We start from the raw sequence: 21,440 nt of genomic DNA on the forward strand, positions 1-21,440 counted from the left end.
GTCGGCTCAGTCGTTGGCTTCGCGGGCAAGGTACACACCACGATCATCGCGGATGATGGTGGTGCCGGCTTCCTCGGTGTCGCGATGCGTCGAGACCGGCAGCTTGTCGCGCAGCGAGCCGGGGATGGCATAGGTGTCCGTGATCTGGCGCACGGGCGCGTCGGCCGCAGGCGGCGCGGCGGGCAGGTCGTCATCGGCCAGTTCGACCACGTCCGGCGCGATCGTCTGCGGCACCTGGCGCTTCGGCGAGACGAGAGATGCCCGGTCGAAGTCCGGCTTGAACTGCGTGATCTGCTTCCAGCCGCGTGCGAGCGCATCGGCGAAGATGAGCACCAGGTCACCCGGCTGCGCGTGCCGCAGCGCGGTATCGATCGCCGCCTGCTCGTCGACGATGACCTCCACCCGGTCCTGGCTGATGCCATGCGAGAGCAGGGTGGCCTCCAGCATGCGCGGCACCTCGTCGTCGCCACGGCCGCGGCGGCTGTCATCGCGGCGGCAGATGTAGTGGTCGAAGAGGCCGGCGGCGGCCACGTCACCGATGGCGGCGATATCCTGGTCGCGACGGTCACCGGGGGCGGCGAGCACGCAGATGCGGCGCCCCTTCACGTCGAGCCGATTGGCGAGCTGGCAGAGCTGCTCGATGGCGTCGGCGTTGTGGCCGTAGTCGAAGAGCACGCGGAACGGATGCTGGTCGTACACGTTCAACCGGCCCGGCGCCTGGAAGAAGCTGGTGTCGAAGGTGCGCAGGCCGTGGCGGATGTCCTCGAGGCGCACGCCCATCGCGAACGCCATCGCCGCGGCGAACATCGCGTTCTGCACGTTGTGCAGCGCCTTGCCCTCGATGGTCGCCGGGATGAGGTGCGTCCAGAGCAGCGGGATGTGTGCGCCGTGGTCGTAGATGGTGATCATCGACCCGTTGATCCCGTTCTCGAGCGCAATGGCGCGGCCGCCGGCGCGAATGTGCTCGCGCACCAGCTCGTGGTCCGGGTTCAGCGTCACATAGCAGACGTGCTTCGCGTCGGTGTAGGCCGCCATCCGCAGCGTGTGCGGATCGTCGGCATTCAGCACCGCCGTGTCGCGCGCGATCTCCACCACCGTGCGCTTGATCTCGGCCAGCTGCTCGAGGGTGTCGATGTTCTTCTGGCCGAGGTGGTCGGGGCGCACGTTGAGCACCGCGCCGACGTCCACGTAGCGGGTGGCCATGCCGGCACGCAGCAGGCCGCCGCGTGCGGTTTCGAGGACGGCCACGTCCACCATCGGGTCGCTGAGCACGATGCGCGCGGCGGTGGGGCCGGTCATGTCGCCGACGACGGTGCGCTGGCCATCGATGTAGACGCCGTCGGTGGTGGTGAGGCCCACCCGCTTGCCCGAGAGCTTGTGGATGTGCGCCAGCATGCGCGACGTGGTGGTCTTGCCGTTGGTGCCGGTGATGGCCGCGATGGGGATCGTGACCGGGGCGCCCGCGGGGAAGAGCATGTCGATGGTCTTGCCAGCCACGTCACGCGGACGCCCGTCGCTGGGCGCCATGTGCATGCGGAAGCCCGGGGCGGCGTTGATCTCGCAGATCGCGCCGCCGATTTCCTTGTAGCTCTGCGTGATGTCGGGGGTGAGGAAGTCCACACCCCCGATGTCGAGCCCGATCGCCTTGATCGCCCGCACCGCCATCTCGGCGTTGTCGGGGTGCACCAGGTCGGTCATGTCGCGCGCGGTGCCGCCGGTGCTGAGGTTGGCGGTGAGGCGCAGATAGACCACCTCGTCGACGGACGGGATCGTCAGCGGCGTGTAGCCAAGCTTGTCGAGCAGGCCCATCGCCTGCTCATCGAGCTCGATGCGGGTGAGCACCTTCTCGTGGCCGATACCGCGGCGCGGGTCGGCGTTCACGTTCGCGACCAGCTGCTCGATGGTGTGTACGCCATCTCCGATGACGTGACCGGGCTCGCGCTTCGATACCGCGACCAGCTCACCGTCGATCACCACCATGCGGTGATCGTGGCCGGTGATGAACGTCTCGACGATCACGCTGCGCGAGTGTTCCTGCGCCCGCGCGAAGGCCTCGTGGATCTCGGCGTTGGTGCTGAGGTTGATCGAGACACCGCGTCCATGGTTGCCGTTGTACGGCTTGAGCACCACCGGGCGCCCGATGCGATCTGCCGCACTGACCGCGCGCTCGGCCGTCTGTACCAGCCGCTGCTTCGGCACCGGCAAACCGAGGTTGGCGAGGATCTTGTTCGTCTCCTCCTTGTCGCCGGCCAGCTCGACGGCGATGTGCGACGTGCGCCCGGTGACGGTGGCCTGGATGCGCTGCTGGTGCACGCCGTAGCCGAGCTGGATCAGCGACTGCTCGTTGAGCCGGATCCACGGGATGCCGCGCTTCTCTGCGGCGTGCACGATGCTGGCGGTGCTGGGGCCGAGGGCGCGGCGCTGGGCGTAGCGGATGAACGTGTCGCGGCGGGATTCCCAGTCGAAACTCGGGTCGAAGTCGTCGGGGCGCAGCTCGGGCGGCAGCATGGAGTGCAGCAGGTCGAGCGACAGGTCGGCGGCCTCGATGCCCACGTCCTCCTGCTCGTACTCGAACGCCACGTCGTAGACACCCTCGCGGCCGGCGCTGCGCGTCTTGCCGAACGTCACGGCGATGCCGGCGGTGTTCTGCATCTCCAGCACCACGTGCTCGAACACGTGACCGAGCCAGGTGCCTTCATCCTCGGTCATGCGGCGGATGAATCCACCCGGTTCGCCGTAGCTGCAGCCGTGCTCCCTCAGGCCGGGCAGGCGCTCGATGAGCGTGTCGATGAAACCGCGTCCCAGTCGCATCGTCGGCCAGGCTTCGAGTGCACCGAGGTCCACTTCCAGCCGGATGACCGGGAAGTGTGCGTAGTGACTGGGCCCGACGTAGACGTTGCGATCGAGGATCTTCATTCAGGCAGGCCAGAGTGCTGGAGGGTGACCACGTTGCTGCCGTGGGCCTTGCGGGTGCGCATGTCGTAGCCGGCGCCCTGCGTGAGCAGGTGCATGCGCAGGCCGATCATCGTGATGGGATCGTACTTCCCGGCCAGCCACATGGACGTGAACTCGGTTTTCGAGGTGTCGATGACGGTGACGGCGCTGGTGCCCATGACGTCGATCTCGTCGTCGGGGCTGATGAAGGCCGCCGTGTCCTCGTCCACGCCGAGTCCGAGGAAGCCCGGGTGGGAGGAGAGGGCGGTGAGCAGGCGGCCGAGTCGGTCGCGCTGGCGGAAGTGCTGGTCGATGATGATGTCGTTGGTGAGGCCGAAGCCCGGTACCAGCGTGACGATGCCGGCGCGAGGTGTCGGCCCTTCCTCGCCGCCGCCGATCATGTGCTCCGACATCACCGCGGCACCGGCGCTGGTGCCGGCCACCGGCATGCCGGCGGCGAAGCGTGCGCGCAGCAGGCGGGAGGCGGGGGTGCCGCCCATGATGTTGGTGAGACGGAGCTGGTTGCCGCCGGTGATGAAGACGCCGTCGCAGTCTTCCAGCTCGCCGAGCCAGTCGCGATCGTCGCAGTCGCTGCGGCGCTGGAAGTTCAGGGCGCGGGCGTATTTCACGCCCATCTTCCGGAACTGCTTCTCGTACCATTCACCCATGTCCGCCTCTTCGGAGGCGGTGGGGATGATGGCGATGACCGGGTTGCGGCCGCAGATGCCGATGAACCGGTCGAGGATGGCGGCGTCGGTGAGCTTGCCGCCGATGGGGATGAGCCAGCCTTTGCTGTGGGTGGTCGTCATGCCGGAAGGTACCGCCGGCCTTGGATCCGGGCAGGGTTCGCGCGGGGCGGCGGCCGGCTCCGGGGGGCGGGGTCGTCACCAGTCCTCACGCGGAGAGGCGGAGGAGCGGAGGGTTCCGTGAGCGGTGAAGGCAGGTGCGGGCGGCGGGGTGAGGGCGCTGAATCGGGGGGCGGGAGTTGGTTTGCTGGCGCGGGGGGCGGTAGCGTTGGCGGATGACTATCGAACAGAGCGAGGCCGGGGGGATGCGGCTGGTGCTGAACGCGGATGTATATGCGCCAGAACACCTTGGGCATCGGCACATCCTGACGGGGGGTGGGCGGATCCTGTGGATGGGGACGGACCGGCCGTCGTTTCCGGGCTACCTCGGGGTGGAGGAGGTGGACCTGGCGGGGCGGCAGGTGATCCCGGGGTTGATCGACGGGCATTGCCACGTGACCGGAGGCGGCGGCGAGGCGGGGCCGGCCTCGAAGGTCCCCGCTCCCTTGGCTGAGTCGTACCGGAAGGCGGGAGTGACGACGGTGGTGGGGGTGCTGGGGACCGATGATGTCACGCGGTCCACGGCGGAGCTGATCGCGGGGGTGCGTGCGCTGCGAGCGCAGGGGATCAACGCGTGGTGTCACACGGGCGGGTATCACCTGCCGCTGACGACGCTCACGGGGTCGGTGCGGTCGGACATCGTGAACATCGATTGTGTGATCGGGGTGGGTGAGGTCGCGATTTCAGATCACCGGTCATCGCAGCCGACGCTGGATGAGCTGCTGCGGATCGCGGCGGACGCGCACGTGGCGGGGTTGATGACAGGCAAGGCGGGGATCCTGCACCTGCACGTGGGTGATGGGCCGCGGGGCCTCGAGTTGATTCGTGAGGCGTTGCGGGTGTCGGAGATTCCGGCGCGGGTGTTCAATCCGACGCACGTGAACCGGCGGAAGGGGTTGCTGCACGAGGCGATTGCGCTCGTGAAAGAGCATGGGTGTTACATCGACATCACGGACTTTCCGGTGGCCGATGGTGAAGACGCCTATTCGGCTGCCGACGCGCTCGAGGTGTATTGGGAGTCGGGGGCGCCGCTCGACCGCGTCACTGTTTCGTCGGATGGTGGGGGGTGTTTGCCTGTCTTTGGGCCGGATGGGCAGGTGGTGTCGTACGACGTTGGGGATTGCTCGGCGTTGATGGGGACGGTGCGGACGTTGGTTGGGCGGGGGCATGCGCTGGAGCAGGTGCTGCCGGCGTTCACGCAGAATGCGGCGGTGCTGCTGCGGATGCGTGATGTTGGCGAACTCGCGCTGGGACATCGCGACGACGCCGTGTTGTTCGGCGCCGGCCCGACTTCGATCACGCGTGACTGATAGCTTGCACGCGGAGCGCGCTCAGCCTGCTTGCAGCGTGGAATCCACGATCGCGCGCGCCGCGGCCACGACATCGGCAGGATACCCTACCCTCTCGAGCAGCGCGATGGCATTGCGCGTGCTGCCGAGCCCCGGCCGGATACGGTAGTCGAACACCAAGCCGTCAACACCGACTTCCTCCCGGAAGTTGAACACTGAAAAGCGATCGCCGAGCAAGCCGATCAGCTCAGTGTCGTGGGTCGTGACGACGACAAGATCGTCGCCACGATTCAAGGCGTGCAGCACAGCTGATGCGGCGGCCACACGTTCCACCGTGTTCGTGCCGCGGTAGATCTCGTCTAGCAGGAACAGGTGCGCGTGGCCGCTTTCCTTGGCCTGGAGGAGTTGCAGGATCGACTCGACTTCGGCCATGTAGTAGCTCCTCCCATCGAGCACGCTGTCCTCGCGGCCGATGGAGGTGCAGACGCGCAAGCTCGGCGACCGCCACGACTCCGCGCAGACGGTGGCGAGGGTCTGGCCGAGCAGGGCGTTCACGCCGAGCGCCCGGGCGAACGTCGTCTTGCCGGACATGTTGCTGCCGGTGATCAGGGCGCCACGCTGGTGCAGCGTGAAGGCGTTTGCGACAGGATCAGCGAGGAGCGGGTGAACGATCGCCTGGACGTCGAGTGCCTTTGCGTCGCCCGTGAGGTCCGGCACGCACCACGACTGCCGAGTCGTACGCCAGTGCGCGATCGACTGCGCCATGTCGATCGCGCCGATCGCCTCCCACAACGCACGCGTCAGTGTCCGGTGACGCTGCAATGCACCAACGGAGAACACGAACGCGTTGGCGTCGAACAGGAAGAGCAGGTTGAGGTACGCGTAGAGCATCGAGGCGAGTTCATTTGCTGGCCCTGGCTCGAACATCAGCCACCGGGTCGCGGTCCGCAGGCCGGACAACGTGCGAGCCCCCTCGCGCAGCGTCCGCGTGGCGGCCTCGCTCTCTGGGAGCTCGAGGTCGCCGAGTTCGGAAGCGACAGTCACGAAGGCCGGGAGTTCGTGGACGGCGGAGAGGAACGAAGCGACTCGTGCCTTCCAGAACGCCTGCACACACATGTTGGCGGCGCACACGGCGAGCCACAGCACCAGCGCCTGTGGCCAGACCGCAATGAGGGCCATGCTTGCGAGGGCGGATGCCGACAGGATCGGGAAGAGCCACCAGAAGGCAGGACGATCCGGGACATCGCCCATGAGGAGGGGCGCGAGGTATGCCGCCCGCGTGTCGTGCAGGCGACGGAGTGACGACCGAACCCGGTTCGTGAGCCGCGCGTCCTTGGCGAACTGCGCGGCCACGCGGTCGAGACTTTCGACGTCCGGCGCGGTCTCGCAGGGCCGGTGGAGTGCGTCATACAGGTACTGGCGCCCGATCTCGCTTTCGGTGTGGTCGACGAGACCGAACACGCTGTCCATGTCGAGGTCCGCCCATGTCTTGTCACTCACGGACGGCCGCCTGGGCAGGGCATGCTCGCGGTGGTAGCTGCCGATCAGGTGCAGGTCGCCATGCCGGGAGGTACGATCGTGGTCGAGCGCGCGCTGGAGCGACAGGCCACTGCGGATTGACGCGAGCAATCGCGGGAGCAACAGGCCCGCGGCACCGACCGCGAGCGCCGTGAGGATCATCGAGACAGGTCGCATTTCGCACAATAACGGGGCTGCGCCTGGCGCGGTTTCGCGAGCACCGTCCGCTCACACCGGCAGGGGCTCAGCGCCCGTCCAACCCGAGTACCAGGCGCAGGCCGCGCGCCACGTGCTGCATCACCGCGCGCGGCAGCTGCCCGGCCTGCTCGGTGAGGACGATCCGGTCGATCGTGACGAGCTGACTGACATTCGCGACCGAATCGCGCGGCAGGCCACTGGCCTTCGCCGGGATGAGCACATTCCCCGGTGCATCGAGCAGTCGCATCGACGTGGTGAGGGCAACCACGATCACCGTGGCGACCCGACTGCGATTGAACGCGTCCGCCTGCACGATCAACACCGGTCGCCGGAACCCGGGCTCGGCCCCATCAGGCTCCGGCAGTTCCGCCCACCATACTTCCCCGCGCATCACGTCCATTCGGATCGTCGCAATGCGGTGCGTGCCGCCGCCTGCACACCCGCGTCGTGCGGCGGCGGATCGGCATAGACCCGATTGAGTGCGTCGGTCACGTCCGAGTCGCGGTGCTTGGCGAGATACTCCGCGAGCGCGGTCGCATACAGCTGCGATCGGGACATGCCGATCGCAGTCGCGAGCCGGTCGGCCTCGTCGAACAAGGCATCCGGGAGTGAGATGGCAGTCTTCATACCGGAGTATAACCCCGGTATGCCGAGAAGGGCCTGCGACAGACGGCGGCGGATAAGTCGGGCTGGTCGGGGCATACGGAAAGGTGTGCCGCTGCGGTGTCCCCTCGGTAACCGGAAACGCGCGCCGCGAAGCCTTCCACCGCCTCCGGAATCACTACCTTGCCCGCGTGACCAGCACCCCCGCCGCCCCCCGCCCCATCGCCTTCACCGAGTTCGTCGCCCTCATCGCCGCGCTGACCGCCCTCAACGCGCTCGCGATCGACTCGATGCTCCCCGCCCTGCCCCAGATCGGCGCCACCCTCCACGTCGCCACCGACAACCAGCGGCAGTGGGTCATCACCGCCTACCTCCTCGGCGTCAGCTCCACCCAGATGATCTACGGCGTGCTCTCCGACCGGTTCGGCCGGAAGCGGGTCCTGCTCACCGGCGTCGGCCTCTACGCCACCTTCGCCATCGTGGCCGCGTTCGCCGCCTCGTTCACGCAGCTGGTGTGGGCCCGCGCGCTGATGGGTGCCGGCGCCGCCGCCGTGCAGGTGCTGGCCGTTTCGCTGGTGCGCGACCGCTTCTCCGGCGCCCAGATGGCGCGCGTCATGTCGCTCACGTTCATGGTCTTCCTCACCGCGCCCGTGCTCGCACCGAGCATCGGCCAGGCGATCATGCTCGTCTCGTCGTGGCGATGGATCTTCGGGTTCCTGGCCACGTTCAGCCTGGTGCTGTTCACCTGGGCCGCGTTCCGCCTGCCCGAGACACTGCACGCCGAGGACAGGCTGCCGCTGGAGCTGGGGCGCGTGGGGCAGGCGTTCCGCACGGTGATCAGCTCACGCGTGACGGTGGGCTACATGTTCGCCGCCGCCTGCGTGCTGGGGGCGCTGTTCGGCTTCATCAACTCGGTGCAGCAGGTGTTCACCGACATCTTCCACGCCCCCACGATCTTCCCCGTCATCTTCGCCTGCGTGGCGATCGGGATGGCGGTCTCGTCGCTGCTCAACTCGCGCATCGTGGAGCGGCTGGGGGTGCGGTACGTGTCGCACCGGGCGCTGATCGGCTTCCTCACCTTCGGCGCGGCGCACCTGGTGGTGGCGCGGGCCGGCTACGAGAGCATCGCGACGTTCGCGGTGCTGCAGGCGGCGATGATGTTCTGCTTCGGGATGATCGCCGCCAACTTCGCCTCGATCGCGATGGAGCCGCTGGGGCACGTGGCGGGGACGGCGTCGTCGATCTACGGGTCGATCACGATGGCGGTGGGGTCGACGCTGGGGTTCCTGATCGGGCAGCAGTTCGACGGGACGGCGGTGCCGCTGACGACGGGGTACGTGCTGTGCGGGGTGCTGGCGCTGGGGATCGTGGCGGTGACGGAGCGGGGGGTGCTGTTCTGGCGGGTACGGTCGAGAGCCGCGGGCGCTTGATCGACCTGTCCGTCCTGCGGAGTGCAGGCCTAAGTGCTTGCCTCACAAATCGTTAGCCGATCGAGCCCGCCGTAGACTTATAATAAGTACACCCTCTGCCTATTGCAGGGCTCATAGCTGCTTATTATAATCAGCTATGCCCCCGTCCTCACGTTCATCCATTCCTACGGCATTCACTGCCCACGCCGCCCTGCGCGCAGCACTTCGCGCCGTGGGCGAACTGCTCGCAGCTGACGGGCACGCGGTCGGCATCATCGTGGTCGGAGGGGCCAGTCTCAACCTCCTCGGCTTGCTGGAGCGCGGCACCAGCGATGTCGACGTGCTCGCGGTCGCGCAGCGTGACTCGACCGGATCCACCGAGATGCGCAATCCAGCTCCACTGCCGGCAACGCTTGCGCGCGCGATGGCGACGGTCGCGCGCGACCTGCGGTTGCCGGAGAACTGGATGAACACCGACGTCGCACTCCAGTGGAAGGTGGGGCTGCCGCCCACGCTCCCGGACGACCTGACGTGGGAGACGTTCGGAGGTCTGACGGTTGGACTGGCCGGTCGGCAGACACTCATCATGCTGAAGCTCTTCGCCGCGACTGACAGCGGACCGAACAGCGTGCACATGCAGGACCTGATCGCCCTGGGACCGACCGACGCGGAACTCGCAGGCGCCGCCGACTGGGTGAAGACGCAAGACGCCTCGGACGCCTTCCCAACCCTCCTTGCCGGGGCAATCGAACATGTCCGTTGTCACACTTAGCGCGATCGGCGCGACGGCACGGCTCACGGCGCTGCAGGCGGCATGGACTCAGTGGAGCGCCGTCACGCACACCGCGAGCCAGGCCGATGACCGGGAGGCAACCGCCGTGGTCGACCCCGAGGCGCTCCTGCTCCTGTCGCTGACGCTCTGGGAGGACGAGCGGCGGCTCCGCGACCTGTGTTTCGCATTCGCGGTGCAGGACGCGAAGCTGCTCAGCGTGCACCGTGCGCAGGAGCTCTGCTCGGCGTTCCCCGACTCCACGCACGCGCTCCTCACCGAGTTCGCATCGTGGGCGAAACACCCGAGCTGGTTCCGGTTGGCCAAGCTCGCCGTCTCGCGAGAGACTCCCGCACCGCGGCAGAAGCCGCTCGGTCCTCTCCGGTTACACAACCCGCCGGCACTGTATCTCCGATTCCGGACAGCGTTCGGCGTGGGGTTGAAGTCAGACCTGCTGACCTGCGCCGTGTGCCGTCAGGAACGCAGCTCCACCGTGTCGCAGCTGGCGACGTTCGTGGCGTACTCGGAGCGCAACACCCGCGCGGCAGCCGACGATCTGGTGGAGGCCGGCCTCCTCGTGCGCGATGACTACAGCCCACAACAGACCTATCGTGCGGCACCCGGTGACTGGGCCGCCTTCCTGTCATTCGGTGCAGACGAGAGCCTGAACGTCACACGAGTGCCGCGCTGGCAACCGTGGTCCGTGCTGTTCGCCTTCCTGGCGCAGGTGGCAGACACCGCCCGACGGTCAGAGACGCATGCATGGAGCGACTATGTGTGCTCCAGCCGGGCGCGCGACATCGTGGAGCTACACTACCCCACGCTCATCCGGGCCGAAGTCGCGGAGTGGTCGGGCGTGATGCCCGGAAAGGGCGAACCGCTGGCGGAGCTTGACCGGCTCGTCGCCGCAACCCGGAATATCGTCGTTCACGGACTGTAGCATACAGTGCGTTCATGCTGCAATCGCGGTGCATTACCGGCGGTCAAATACCCGCGTGAAGATCTCTCCCAGGTTGATCACGAGCGGCGCATGCCCCACCACTGGCTGCCACGTGAGCGTGTCCACGCGAACGTCCGGCGTCTCTGCACCCGCCTGCCACACGTCCACCGAGCGCCGTTTGGCATCGACGACCCAGTACTCGGCCACACCGTTCGCGAGGTAGGTGCGCCGCTTGAGCCCGCGGTCGCGGTGCCGCGTGGACGGCGAGAGAATCTCGACCGCGAGCACCAGCGACGACATCGGCAACCGGCGTTCCTCGTCCGGATCGACCCGCGCCGGATCGAAGATCAGCAGGTCGGGCTGCACCTCGGTGATCTCCGATGCCCGTACTGCGGTCGGCGCCACGAAGAGCATCAGCCCGATGGCCTGCACGTACGCCGGCAACACCGCGATCAACCGCGCCTGCACCCACTGGTGCGACAACACCGGCGCGGGCGTCACGTACAACACCCCGTCGATGACCTCGTACCGGTTGCCGTCGTCCGGCATGTCGGCGAGATCGTCAGCCGTGTAGCGACGCTCGGCAGCACACATACCCATACGGTACGCTCCGGGAGAGGCAGGTGACAGTCGGACATGCGGCCAGCATGCCGCATTCACCGTCAACGTACCAACCGCCATTCCTGCATGCGTCATCGTTTTCGTGCGCCTGCGGAATCAGACGCGAAAGGCCCCGACCGCACATCGCAGTCGGGGCCTTCACACGCCCGGCATCGCAACTCAGCGCTACCCCCGCGCCACCCGCGCATCCTCTCGCGCCTGGCTCTCCGTGCTGTCCGCCCACAGCTGCTTCGTCACCCGCAGCAGCACCAGCCCACTCACCACGAACACCCCCAGCAGGATCCACGCCGCCGGCCAGCGCGACGGATCACCCGGCGCATACAGGAAGCTCCCGATCGCGAACAGTGCCGACCAGATCACCACGCACCCGCTGATCCACCCCGCCAGCGCACCACCCACGCGGTTCTCCAGCGCGACTTCCGCATCCGAGATCCCGGCCGCCTTCCGGATCTCCGTCCAGCCCGGCCCTGCGGGCTTCACCTTCTGCACGAAGCTGATCAGTTTCGCGCGATCGGTGACCGGGCCCACGAACGCCGTCACCAGCCACGCGATCGTCGTGATGCCGACCTGCCAGATCGTCGTCGTCGCGAAGCTGGCGCCGGGCATGAAGTACGGCACCGCCAGCGACGTCACCAGTGACACCACCATCGCCACGATCTCGCACCACGCCGACACGCGCCACCAGAACCAGCGCGCGATGTACAACAATCCCGTACCGGCACCGATCGAGAGCAGCACCTGGAACGCCTGCTGCGCGGAGCTGAGCGTGAGGCTGAGCAGCGCCGCGAACAGGTACAGCCCGAGGGTGCACACCCGCCCCACGTTCACGTAGTGGCGCTCCGTGGCGTCGGTGCGGATGAAACGGCGGTAGAAGTCGTGCACCAGGTACGACGAGCCCCAGTTGAGGTGCGTCAGGATGGTGGAGCTGTTGGCCGCCAGCAGCCCGCCGATCATCAGCCCGACGAACCCCACCGGCAGGAACTTGAGCATCGCCGGGAAGGCCGAGTCGTGGCCGATGAGCGAGACGTTGGCCTCGGGGAACGCCGCCTTGATGCTGGCGAGGTCGGGATAGACGATGATGGAGCAGAGCGCGGTGATGATCCAGGGCCACGGGCGCAGCACGTAGTGCGCCACATTGAAGAACAGCGTGCCGCCCAGCGCGTCCTTCTCCGACTTCGACGCCAGCATCCGCTGCGCGATGTACGACCCGCCCCCCGGCTCGGCGCCGGGGTACCAGTTGGCCCACCAGCTGATGGCGATCGGCAGGATGAAGATCATCAGCGCCAGGTCCGACATGGCGAAGTTCGGCATCATGTCGAGGATCGGCTGGCCGCTGCCGTCGGAGGCCGACATCACCGGCTGGGCGCCCGCCGCGGTGGACTGCACCACCTGCAGCGTCGACAGCTTGCCGACCAGCAGCTTGAGGCCGACCCACGCACTCGCGTCACCCGCCAGGCGGCGCCCCACCTCCACCAGCGAGAAGAACGCCGCGGCGAAGACGGCGGTCATCTTGATGAAGAACTGGATCATGTCGATCACCAGCACCCCCCAGAGCCCGGAGTGCGCGGCGAACACGACGTTCAGCAGGCCGGTGACGAGGATCGTCTGCCACGCCGGCATCCCGAACAGGATGTTGGCGATCTTGCAGGCGGCCAGCGTGACCGTGCCCATGATGAAGCAGTTGAAGAACAGCCCCAGGTACACGGCGCGGAACCCGCGCACCACCGACGCCGACTGTCCCGAGTAGCGCAGCTCGTAGAACTCGAGATCCGTGAGCACCCCCGAGCGGCGCCAGAGCCGCGCGAAGAAGAACACCGTCGCGAGGCCGGTGAGCACGAACGCCCACCACTGCCAGTTGCCGGCCACGCCGTAGCGCCGCACCTGCTCGGTGACCCAGTTGGGGGTGTCGGACGAGAACGTGGTCGCGACCATCGACAGGCCCGCCAGCCACCACGGCACGCTGCGCCCCGAGGCGAAGAACTCGGCCGTGCTGTCACGCGACCGCTTGGCGAGGAACAGGGCCGGCACGAAGCACACGAGGATGCTCGCGGCGGCGATGACCCAGTCGATCCAGGAGATGTTCACGGCGTGGGGAGGGGCATGGGTGTGGCCGCGGCGCGCCCCGGGGAGCGCGTCGCGTGCGCTGCAGAGCTACCGGCAGTCGGGGGCCGGCGCAAGCGCGCTATCGGTTGATGAAGGGGCGCGGCGTGACGCCGTCACGCAGCTCGCGCACCATGCGGTCATCGCCGGTGAGCTCCCAGTACACGAGGGAGACGGGGATCATGCCGACCTCGTTCACCTCGTCGAAGAAGCGGCGCATGCTGAACTGGTCGCCCAGCTGCCGGGCGCGCTCGGCCATCGTCTCCTCCATCAGGCGGCCGCCGGTCACGTAGCTGGCGCCGTAGCCCGGCAGGCGCAGGTAGAGGTGCTGCTCGAAGCCGAGCAGCGGGTCGCGCCGCATCCAGCCGCGGGGCGTCCAGTTCACGTGCATGTCGGCGGCCTGCGCCATCGTCAGCTCGTTCGAGTGGGCGTAGAGGTTGCCCAGGCCGCGTGCCGCGCGCGCCGCCAGCATCGCCCACACGATCTCGCGCGAGCGCGGTGATTCGTCGTACAGGCCCGCCTGCATCATCCACTCCTCCATCGACGTCGCCATCCCCTCGGCGCGGCTCAGCCACACGTTGTAGAGGAGCGGGGTGCGGCGGATGAGGCGCGGGTTCGGGTGCTCGCGGAAGCGGCCATTGTCCCACCAGTGCCAGAGGTGCGTCCAGAGCGGGATGGGATCGCGGTGATACGTCTGCGCGAAGAAGTTGCGGGAGCCCGGATCGGCGAACGGGTGGATGCGCTCGCGCAGCGCGTTGTCCATCCAGGGCTCCCAGGTCACCATCCCCTGCTCGCGCACGAAGGTGGTGTAGCGCGTGATGGCGGCGTTCTGGAAGTCCAGGTACGCGTCGCGCGACTCCATCACCGGCATCGGCGGCAACGCCCTGTTGCGCTGCTCTTCGAGGCGCAGCGAGGCGTGCGAGCGGGCCAGCTCGCGGCGCGTGATGGTCACTTCCTCGTCCCAGGTCAGCGGCACCAGCAGCACGTTCTTCAGGAACCAGGTGTAGTTCGCCTTGCCGATGCCGGAGGGGCCGGTTTTCCTCGGCGCCTCGACCCGGAGCCAGTCGGTGAAGCCGGCGGTGGCCGTCGCGGCAGCATCGATGGCGGTGAGCAACGCGGCGTCACTGCGGGCGACGGTGGCGAGCCTCTGCAGCTCGAGCAGCGCCTCGTGCTGCTCCTCGAACGCCTTCACGGCGCCGACCCACAGGTCCTTCGCGTTCCCCCGCGCGAGGTTCACACGGGCCTGCCGCAGCAGGGTGGGGATCGCGCCCAGCTGGGTCCCGAGTTCCGCCGACTGTGCCGCGCTGAGCGGCTGCGACACCTGCTGCCGTGTGCGCGGCCAGAGTGGGTACTGCCAGAGCCGGATGGCCCCGTGGATCGTCGGACCTTCCTCGGCCGGCGTGTCGCTCTGCTCGGTCCGGATCGAGGCGTAGTACGCCGGGTCCCGCGACCATGGCGTGAGCACCGTGAGGTTGTACAGCATGCCGTTCATCTCGGCGCGCACGATGTGCAGGTCCACCTGCTCGGGCACGCGCCAGCCGGTGGTGTCGATCGCCCGCAGCCGCTGCTGCAGCACCCGGAGCGCAGCCAGGCGCCGGACGTTGGTCGCGGGCGAGTAGTCGGGGATCCCGTTCGCGCGCGGCGGCTCCTCGAAGCGGCGCCACTCGCCGAACAGCGACTCGAGCTGAGCATGGGTGCGGCTGGTCGCCGGGGCCTGTGCAGTGAGCCGCGGCGCGAGGCCGGGCAGGGTACCGGCGGCGGTCAGCATGACGGCCGCAGCGTGGATCAGTCTCATGTGGCGCATGGCCGAGAATGTATCGGCGGCGACGGCGTGCGGGGGCCACTATGATCCGCGGGTGAGCTTCCTGCCCCAGAAGGCCCGGCATGCCGCGAAACGCAGCCGTGAGCGCTCGGGTGCACCTCCGCACGCGGTTGCACACCACCGCCGTGGTGTCGCGCGGCGCTTCGCCCAGTCGCGCGGCGCCGGCGCCAGCGCCCTCGCGGCATTTCTCGCCGTCCTGGGCCCGGGGCTGCTGGCGGGGCTCTCCGACGACGATCCGGCCGGCATCACGACCTACTCGGTGCTCGGCGCCGACTTCGGCTATTCGCTGCTCTGGATCATCCCGCTCTCGACGGTGCTGCTGATCCAGTTCCACATGATGGCGGTGCGCCTGGGTGCGGCATCCGGGCGCGGCTTCGTGGGGCTGATCCGCGATCGCTGGGGCCGCAAGGCGGGCTATGCCGCGGCCCTTGGCCTGCTGTTCGCGAACTTCGGAACGATCTGCGCCGAGTATGCCGGCGTCTCGGCGGCGGGTGGGCTGATCGGCGTGCCCTCCCGGCTCAGTGCGCCGCTGGCCGGCGTGCTGATCAGCGTGGTGGTGGTCTACGGGTCTTTCCACCGGGTGGAGCGGGTGCTGCTGGTGATCTCGTCCACGCTGGCGCTCTATATCGTCGACGGACTGCTGGCGCAGCCCGACTGGGGCGCGGTGGCGCGCGGGGCGTTCGTGCCGCGGGCCCCGACCACGGCGCCGGGCTGGATCGCGATCGCCGCCACCCTCGGCACGACACTCGCGCCCTGGGGGCTGGCGTTCATCCAGTCGTACGCCGTGGACAAGAAGCTCGCGATGTCGTCGATGCGGTGGGAGCGCGTCGACGTGTTCATCGGCTCGCTGCTCACCGGCGTGATCGGCCTCGCGATCGCGGTGGCGTGCGCCGCCACGTTGCACCGGAACGGAGTGCACATCACGGATGCCGGGGACGCCGCCCTTGCCCTGCGCCCGCTGGCAGGATCGTTCGCCACGGTCCTCTTCGGGGCCGGCCTGCTGGGCGCCTCGCTGCTGGCGGCGGCCATCGTGCCGATCGCGACGGCGTACTCCATCGCCGAGGGGGTGGGCAAGCCGGCGTCGCTCGACCTGGATGCGCACCACTTCCAGTGGTTCTACGCCGCGTTCATCGGGCTCACGGTGGCGGCCGTGGCGGTGGTCTCCCTGCCAGGGCTGCCGCTGATTCCGCTGATCTACTCCAGCCAGGTGGTGAACGCCGTGATGCTGCCGCTGCACGTGATCGCCCTGCAGCTCCTCCACAACGACGCCGCGATCCTCGGTGCGGCCCGACCGGGCCCATTGTGGCGCGGGCTCGGGTGGGTGAGTATCGCACTCATCCTCGCCTGCATCGTCGCGCTGGCATTCAGCTGGCTGCGCTGAGCCGCCGGCCCTCACCGACGCCGACCGTGTTCGACATCGTGCTGGTGCATCCCGAGATTCCGCCGAACACCGGCAACATCATCCGGCTCTGCGCCAATGCCGGGACGCGGCTGCACCTGGTGGAGCCGCTCGGCTTCAACTTCGAGGACCGCCAACTCGAGCGGGCCGGCCTGGACTACCGCGACCTCGCCGAGGTGACGATCCACCGCGACTGGGCGGCGTGCCTGATGCACCTCGGTGCCGGTCGCCGCCTGTTCGCCTTCACGGCGCGCGGGACGCGGCGGCACACCGACGTGGCGTTCGCCGCGGGGGACGTGCTGGTGTTCGGTCCCGAGTCCACCGGCCTGACCGACGCGATGCTGGCCGCGCTGCCGGCCGACCGGCGCATCCGCCTCCCGATGCTGCCGGCGCGGCGCTCGCTCAACCTGTCGAACACGGTGGCGATCGTGGTCTACGAGGCGTGGCGGCAGCAGGGATTCGCCGGCGGAAGCTGAGGCGCGGTGGAGGTGCCGGGGTGCCGTCCCACCGCGCCCATTGAGCCCTCGTGGTACCTGCCGCATCGTTCGGCGCGATCCGATCCGGTTCCCCCGACCGCCTGACCCATGTCCGTCATCCGTGTGCTGGCCCTGACCGCCCTGCTGGCGACTCCCGCCCAGGCGCAGAGTGCCTTCGTGCACACGCTGCGCGGCGACACGGTGCAGATCGAGGTCTTCACACGGCTGCCGCGGCGCCTGGACGGGGAGGTGTCGGCGAAGGGAGCACCGCGGCAGGTGTTCTCGAACCGGATCGAGGCCGACGGGCGCCTGGGGACGCTGTCGATGGCGGTGTTCGCACCGGGTGCGAAGCCGGGTGCGACCCCGGTGGCGCAGGCCGACATCGCGATCACCGGTGACACGGCGGTGGCCGGCATCGGTGCGCCGGGTCGCGCCACGAACACCCAGCGCATCCAGTCGCGCCAGCTCGCGCAGCCGATCGTGAACGCCTCCGTGGCCGCGTTCGAGGTGATCATCGCGGCGGCGCGGCGGGACCGCACGCGCGACGTGCCGCAGGTGTTCCTCGCCACCGGGGGCCAGACCTTCCCGGTGGAGTTCACGAACCTGCAGTCGGACTCCATCGCGGTGGCGCTGGGCACGCAGCGCATGTACTTCATCACCGACAGCAGCGGGCGGCTGGTGCGCGGCGGCATGCCGCAGCACGGGCTGCAGTTCACGCGCGTCGATGGCATCGCGGTGAGCAAGCTCGGACTCTCCCGGCCCGACTACTCCGCGCCGGCGGATGCGCCGTACGTGGCACAGGGTGTGACGGTGCCGACCGGGCGCGGCTTCACGCTCGGCGGCACGCTCACACTGCCGGCGGGCACCGCGTCGGCGCTGCCGGTGGTGGTGAGCATCACCGGCTCGGGCCCGCAGGACCGGGATGAGCACATCGGCGCGGTGCCCGGCGGCTATCGCCTCTTCCGGCAGCTGGCCGACACGCTCGGCCGGCGCGGGGTGGCGATGCTGCGGCTGGATGACCGTGGCGTGGGGGAGTCGGGCGGTGACTTCGCCGCAGCCACCAGCCGCGACTTCGCCGACGACGTGCGGTCTGCCCTGGCGTTCCTGCGCACGCAGCCGGGAATCGACCCGCAGCGTGTCTACCTGCTCGGGCACAGCGAAGGGGGCATGATCGCCCCGATGGTGGCGCTGGAGGAGCCGTCGCTCGCCGGCCTGGTGATCCTCGCGGGTCCAGCGCGAACCGGCCGCCAGATCCTCGACGTCCAGAACCGGTATGCCCTGGAGCGTGACACCACGCTCAGCGCCGCCGCGCGCGCCGCGGCGCTGGCGCGTGTGCCCACGCTCGTCGATTCGGCCCTGCGGACCACGCCCTGGCTCCGGTTCTTCGGATCGCACGATCCACTCGCCACGGCGCGACGGGTGCGCCAGCCCGTGCTGATCCTGCACGGCGCCGACGACCAGCAGGTGCCCGCGAGCGACGGGGCGACGCTGGCGCAGGCCATGAAGGCCGGCGGCAACACCGACGTCACGCTGCGCACCTTTCCCGACCTGAATCACCTCTTCATCCGCCAGCCGGGGGGCGATCCCGGCGGATACATGGCGCTGCCGACACACCTGGCGGCGGCGGAGGTGCTTGGCGCGGCGGTGGAGTGGATCGTGGCCCACGCGCGGCACTGATCGCGGCGGCGCCGGCGCGGGCGGACGGTCCGAGTTCACAACCCCTGGTTCGCGGGCTAACGTGGGGCAACTCTCACCCCACCACCCGTGGCGCTGCTCTCCCTGCTCGATCACACGCTGATCGGCGCCGCCACCCGCGCCGCGCTCGAAGTGGACCTGGGCGGCGGCGAGCTGGCGTCGTACGACTTCGGCGATCTCGAGGTGCGCAGCAACCGCCTCGCGTGGGTGCTGCACGACCGCGGGCTCCGGCGCGGCGACCGGCTGGCCTTCCTGCTGCAGAACCGGGTCGAGATCATCGACCTCTGGCTCGCCTGCGTGAAGCTCGGCCTGATCGTGGTGCCGGTGAACGTGCTGTACCAGGCGCGCGAGATCGCCCACATCGTGGGTGACGCCGCGCCGGTGGCGGTGATCACCACCGCCGACCGCGCCGGCGACCTCGCGGCCGGCGTGACGGCGTGGAACGTCGAGACCCTCGCGCGTGACGCCGCTGCGCTGGAGCAGGTGCGGGTCCGGCCCCTCTGCGTGCAGCAGACGGTCTGCGGCGCCGACACGCCGCTGGCGCTCGTGTACACCTCGGGCACCACCGGCGCCTCCAAGGGGGCGATCCTCACCCACGGCAACTTCGCGGCCAACGCCCTGGTGCTGAACGCAAGCTGGGGCATGCGCGCGATGGATCGCCTGCTCACGACGCTCCCGCTCTTCCATGTGCACGGCCTGGGCAACGCCGTGCACTGCTGGCTGCTGGCGGGGTGCCACATGCGCCTCACCGCACGGTTCGAGGCGTCACGCGCGGCCGGCTGGTTCACGGACTACCGCCCGACGGTGTTCTTCGGCGTGCCCACGATGTACATCCGCCTGCTGGATGTGGAGGACGCCACCGCCCGCGCCATCGGCCGCGACGCCCGCCTGTTCGTGTGCGGCTCAGCCCCGCTGCCGGCGCACGTGCTCGAGGCGTTCCGTGCGAAGTTCGGCCACGTGATCCTCGAGCGCTACGGCATGACCGAGACGCTCATGAACGTGAGCAATCCGTACGTCGGCGAACGTCGTGCCGGCACCGTGGGCCGGCCGCTGCCGCTGACGGAGGTGCGTATCGTGAGCGACGACGGCACCGACGTGCCCGACGGCAGCAGCGGCGAGCTCTGGGTGCGCGGGCCGAACGTCTGCGCCGGCTACTGGAACCGGCCTGACGCCACCAGCACCGCCTTCGCCGGCGGCTGGTTCCGCACCGGTGACATCGGCGTGCGTGCGGCCGACGGCTACATCACGCTCGAGGGCCGCCGCAGTGAACTGATCATCTCGGGCGGCTTCAACATCTACCCGCGCGAGATCGAGGAACTGCTGCTGGAGCAGGCGGGCATCACCGAGGCCACCGTGGTCGGCAGGCCCGACCCCGCGCGCGGCGAGGTGCCGGTGGCGTACGTGGTGGGTGACCCGGCACTCGACCTGATCGCCCTCGAGGCGCACCTGCGCACCCAGCTCGCGAGCTTCAAGGTGCCCCGTGCCTTCGTGCGCATCGACGCGCTGCCACGCACCGCCCTCGGCAAGGTCCAGAAGCACCTCCTCCCGCCGGCACCATGACGTGAGCCCCGCCCTGCTCTCGCTCTGCGCGCTGCTGCTGGTGATTGCCGGGAGCCTCACCAGCCGCATCAATGTCGGGGTGCTGGCGGTGGCGCTGGCGTGGCCGATCGCGATCTTCGCGGCACACTGGAAGGTGGATGCGGTGATGGCCACCTTCCCGAGCACGCTCTTCCTGACGCTCGTCGGCGTGAGCGTGCTGTTCGGCGTGGCGCAGGCCAACGGCACGATGGACGCACTGGCGCAGTCCACGGTGGGCGTGCTGCACGGGCGCACGGCGGCGCTTCCGTTGCTCATCTTCCTCATGGCGTGTGCGATCAGCACCGCCGGCCCCGGCGCCATCTCGGCCAGCGCATTGCTGGCCCCGATCGCGATGGGCATCGCCGTGCAGGCCCGGGTGCCGGTGTTCCTCGCCGCGCTGATGATCGGGAATGGTGCGAACGCGGGCAACCTCTCACCGATCAGCGCCGTGGGGCTGATCGTGCACGACTCGATGGCGAGGATCGGGCTCGAGGGGCACACCTGGGCGGTGTGGAGCGCGAATTTCACGGCCCACGCGCTCGCCGCCGTGGCGGCGTGGGCGCTCTTCGGTGGTCCGGCGCTGCTGCGGCACGCCGGTGTCGCCGTCGTCGCGGCCCCGCCGCCGCTCACCACGCGGCGCCACGCCACGATCGCCGTCATCGTCACCTGGGTCATCGCCGTCGTGGGCTTCCGGCTCAACCCGGGGCTCGCGGCATTCGCGGCGGCGAGCGTGCTGCTCCTGGCCGGCGCGGCGCCGGACACGGAGAGCGTGAAGCAGGTGCCGTGGGCCGTGATCCTGATGGTGTGCGGCGTGAGCGTGCTGATCGGCGTGCTGGAGAAGACCGGCGGCATGGACCTGTTCACGACGCTGCTGGCCCGCATCGCCACGCCCGGCACGGTCAACGGCGCCATCGCCGGGATCACCGGCCTGATCTCGACCTACAGCTCCACCTCGGGCGTGGTCTACCCCGCGTTCATTCCCGCGGTGCCGGGCCTGGTGCAGAAGCTGGGCGGCGGCGATCCGCTGCAGGTGGCGATGAGCATCAACGTCGGCGCCGCACTGGTGGACGTCTCGCCGCTCTCCACCATCGGCGCGCTCTGCATCGCCGCGCTGCCGCAGGGTGGCGACGAGGCCCGGCGCCTGTTCCGCCAGCTGCTGCTCTGGGGCTTCTCGATGACGATCGCCGGCGCGCTCTTCTGCCAGCTCTTCATCCGGTTCTTCGCGTGACCGTGCCCCGCGCGCG

General features: G+C 69.2%; 17 protein-coding genes. 9 read left to right on the forward strand and 8 right to left on the reverse strand.

Annotation, left to right across the window (positions count from 1 at the left end; all coding sequences use genetic code 11):
* Nucleotides 1-6 precede the first annotated feature (6 nt).
* Both cphA and IT355_19310 read right to left on the reverse strand, forming a co-directional pair.
* Nucleotides 7-2,916, reverse strand: coding sequence for a cyanophycin synthetase (cphA, locus tag IT355_19305; protein MCC7055430.1), 2,910 nt, complete (start codon nucleotides 2,914-2,916; stop codon nucleotides 7-9).
* Nucleotides 2,913-3,743: a cyanophycinase gene (locus IT355_19310; protein MCC7055431.1), complete on the reverse strand. Its 831-nt coding sequence runs from the start codon at nucleotides 3,741-3,743 to the stop codon at nucleotides 2,913-2,915. The genes cphA and IT355_19310 overlap by 4 nt, the downstream gene beginning before the upstream one ends.
* A gap of 212 nt (nucleotides 3,744-3,955) precedes the next feature.
* Between IT355_19310 and IT355_19315 the strand changes: the two genes are divergently transcribed.
* The gene (locus tag IT355_19315; protein ID MCC7055432.1) at nucleotides 3,956-5,089 is read left to right on the forward strand and encodes a beta-aspartyl-peptidase; all 1,134 of its coding nucleotides are present in this window, start codon (nucleotides 3,956-3,958) and stop codon (nucleotides 5,087-5,089) included.
* Between the two features lie 21 nt (nucleotides 5,090-5,110).
* Here the strand turns inward: IT355_19315 and IT355_19320 are convergent, their stop codons facing one another.
* From IT355_19320 to IT355_19330, 3 genes are all read right to left on the reverse strand, one after another.
* Nucleotides 5,111-6,748, reverse strand: coding sequence for a hypothetical protein (locus tag IT355_19320; protein ID MCC7055433.1), 1,638 nt, complete (start codon nucleotides 6,746-6,748; stop codon nucleotides 5,111-5,113).
* 82 nt (nucleotides 6,749-6,830) lie between these two features.
* Nucleotides 6,831-7,175: a type II toxin-antitoxin system PemK/MazF family toxin gene (locus IT355_19325; protein MCC7055434.1), complete on the reverse strand. Its 345-nt coding sequence runs from the start codon at nucleotides 7,173-7,175 to the stop codon at nucleotides 6,831-6,833.
* Nucleotides 7,175-7,381: a hypothetical protein gene (locus tag IT355_19330; GenBank protein MCC7055435.1), complete on the reverse strand. Its 207-nt coding sequence runs from the start codon at nucleotides 7,379-7,381 to the stop codon at nucleotides 7,175-7,177. Before IT355_19330 ends, IT355_19325 begins: the two co-directional genes overlap by 1 nt.
* A gap of 197 nt (nucleotides 7,382-7,578) precedes the next feature.
* Here IT355_19330 and IT355_19335 point away from each other — a divergent pair, with 197 nt between their 5' ends.
* The 3 genes from IT355_19335 (at nucleotide 7,579) to IT355_19345 (ending at nucleotide 10,505) form a co-directional block, all read left to right on the forward strand.
* The gene (locus tag IT355_19335; GenBank protein MCC7055436.1) at nucleotides 7,579-8,817 is read left to right on the forward strand and encodes a multidrug effflux MFS transporter; all 1,239 of its coding nucleotides are present in this window, start codon (nucleotides 7,579-7,581) and stop codon (nucleotides 8,815-8,817) included.
* Nucleotides 8,818-9,028: 211 nt separating this feature from the next.
* Nucleotides 9,029-9,568, forward strand: coding sequence for a hypothetical protein (locus tag IT355_19340; protein ID MCC7055437.1), 540 nt, complete (start codon nucleotides 9,029-9,031; stop codon nucleotides 9,566-9,568).
* Entirely contained in the window at nucleotides 9,549-10,505 is a 957-nt protein-coding gene (locus IT355_19345) for a hypothetical protein (GenBank protein MCC7055438.1), read from the forward strand. The genes IT355_19340 and IT355_19345 overlap by 20 nt, the downstream gene beginning before the upstream one ends.
* 33 nt (nucleotides 10,506-10,538) lie before the next feature.
* Here IT355_19345 and IT355_19350 read toward each other — a convergent pair whose 3' ends face one another.
* The 3 genes from IT355_19350 to IT355_19360 form a co-directional block, all read right to left on the reverse strand.
* Nucleotides 10,539-11,099, reverse strand: a complete 561-nt coding sequence (locus IT355_19350; protein ID MCC7055439.1) for a Uma2 family endonuclease — start codon at nucleotides 11,097-11,099, stop codon at nucleotides 10,539-10,541.
* A 192-nt stretch (nucleotides 11,100-11,291) separates the two neighbouring features.
* The gene (locus tag IT355_19355; GenBank protein ID MCC7055440.1) at nucleotides 11,292-13,211 is read right to left on the reverse strand and encodes a Na+:solute symporter; all 1,920 of its coding nucleotides are present in this window, start codon (nucleotides 13,209-13,211) and stop codon (nucleotides 11,292-11,294) included.
* Between the two features lie 97 nt (nucleotides 13,212-13,308).
* Nucleotides 13,309-15,030, reverse strand: a complete 1,722-nt coding sequence (locus IT355_19360) for a DUF885 family protein (GenBank protein ID MCC7055441.1) — start codon at nucleotides 15,028-15,030, stop codon at nucleotides 13,309-13,311.
* On the opposite strand from IT355_19360, the gene IT355_19365 reads away from it, so the two are divergent.
* The 5 genes from IT355_19365 (at nucleotide 15,029) to IT355_19385 (ending at nucleotide 21,424) form a co-directional block, all read left to right on the forward strand.
* On the forward strand, nucleotides 15,029-16,429 hold the full coding sequence (locus IT355_19365; GenBank protein ID MCC7055442.1) for a divalent metal cation transporter: 1,401 nt from the start codon (nucleotides 15,029-15,031) through the stop codon (nucleotides 16,427-16,429). The two genes, IT355_19360 and IT355_19365, sit on opposite strands and share 2 nt — an antisense overlap.
* Before the next feature lie 26 nt (nucleotides 16,430-16,455).
* Nucleotides 16,456-16,923 carry a tRNA (cytidine(34)-2'-O)-methyltransferase gene (locus tag IT355_19370; GenBank protein ID MCC7055443.1) on the forward strand — a complete coding sequence of 156 codons (468 nt, stop codon included), beginning with the start codon at nucleotides 16,456-16,458 and terminating at the stop codon, nucleotides 16,921-16,923.
* Nucleotides 16,924-17,031: 108 nt separating this feature from the next.
* Nucleotides 17,032-18,600 (forward strand): alpha/beta fold hydrolase, encoded by a 1,569-nt coding sequence (locus IT355_19375; GenBank protein MCC7055444.1) that lies wholly within the window; start codon nucleotides 17,032-17,034, stop codon nucleotides 18,598-18,600.
* Between the two features lie 87 nt (nucleotides 18,601-18,687).
* On the forward strand, nucleotides 18,688-20,178 hold the full coding sequence (locus IT355_19380; GenBank protein MCC7055445.1) for an AMP-binding protein: 1,491 nt from the start codon (nucleotides 18,688-18,690) through the stop codon (nucleotides 20,176-20,178).
* 1 nt (nucleotide 20,179) lies between these two features.
* The gene (locus IT355_19385; protein ID MCC7055446.1) at nucleotides 20,180-21,424 is read left to right on the forward strand and encodes a hypothetical protein; all 1,245 of its coding nucleotides are present in this window, start codon (nucleotides 20,180-20,182) and stop codon (nucleotides 21,422-21,424) included.
* Nucleotides 21,425-21,440 lie beyond the last annotated feature (16 nt).

The organism is Gemmatimonadaceae bacterium (assembly GCA_020851035.1).
Classification (GTDB): domain Bacteria; phylum Gemmatimonadota; class Gemmatimonadetes; order Gemmatimonadales; family Gemmatimonadaceae; genus JACMLX01.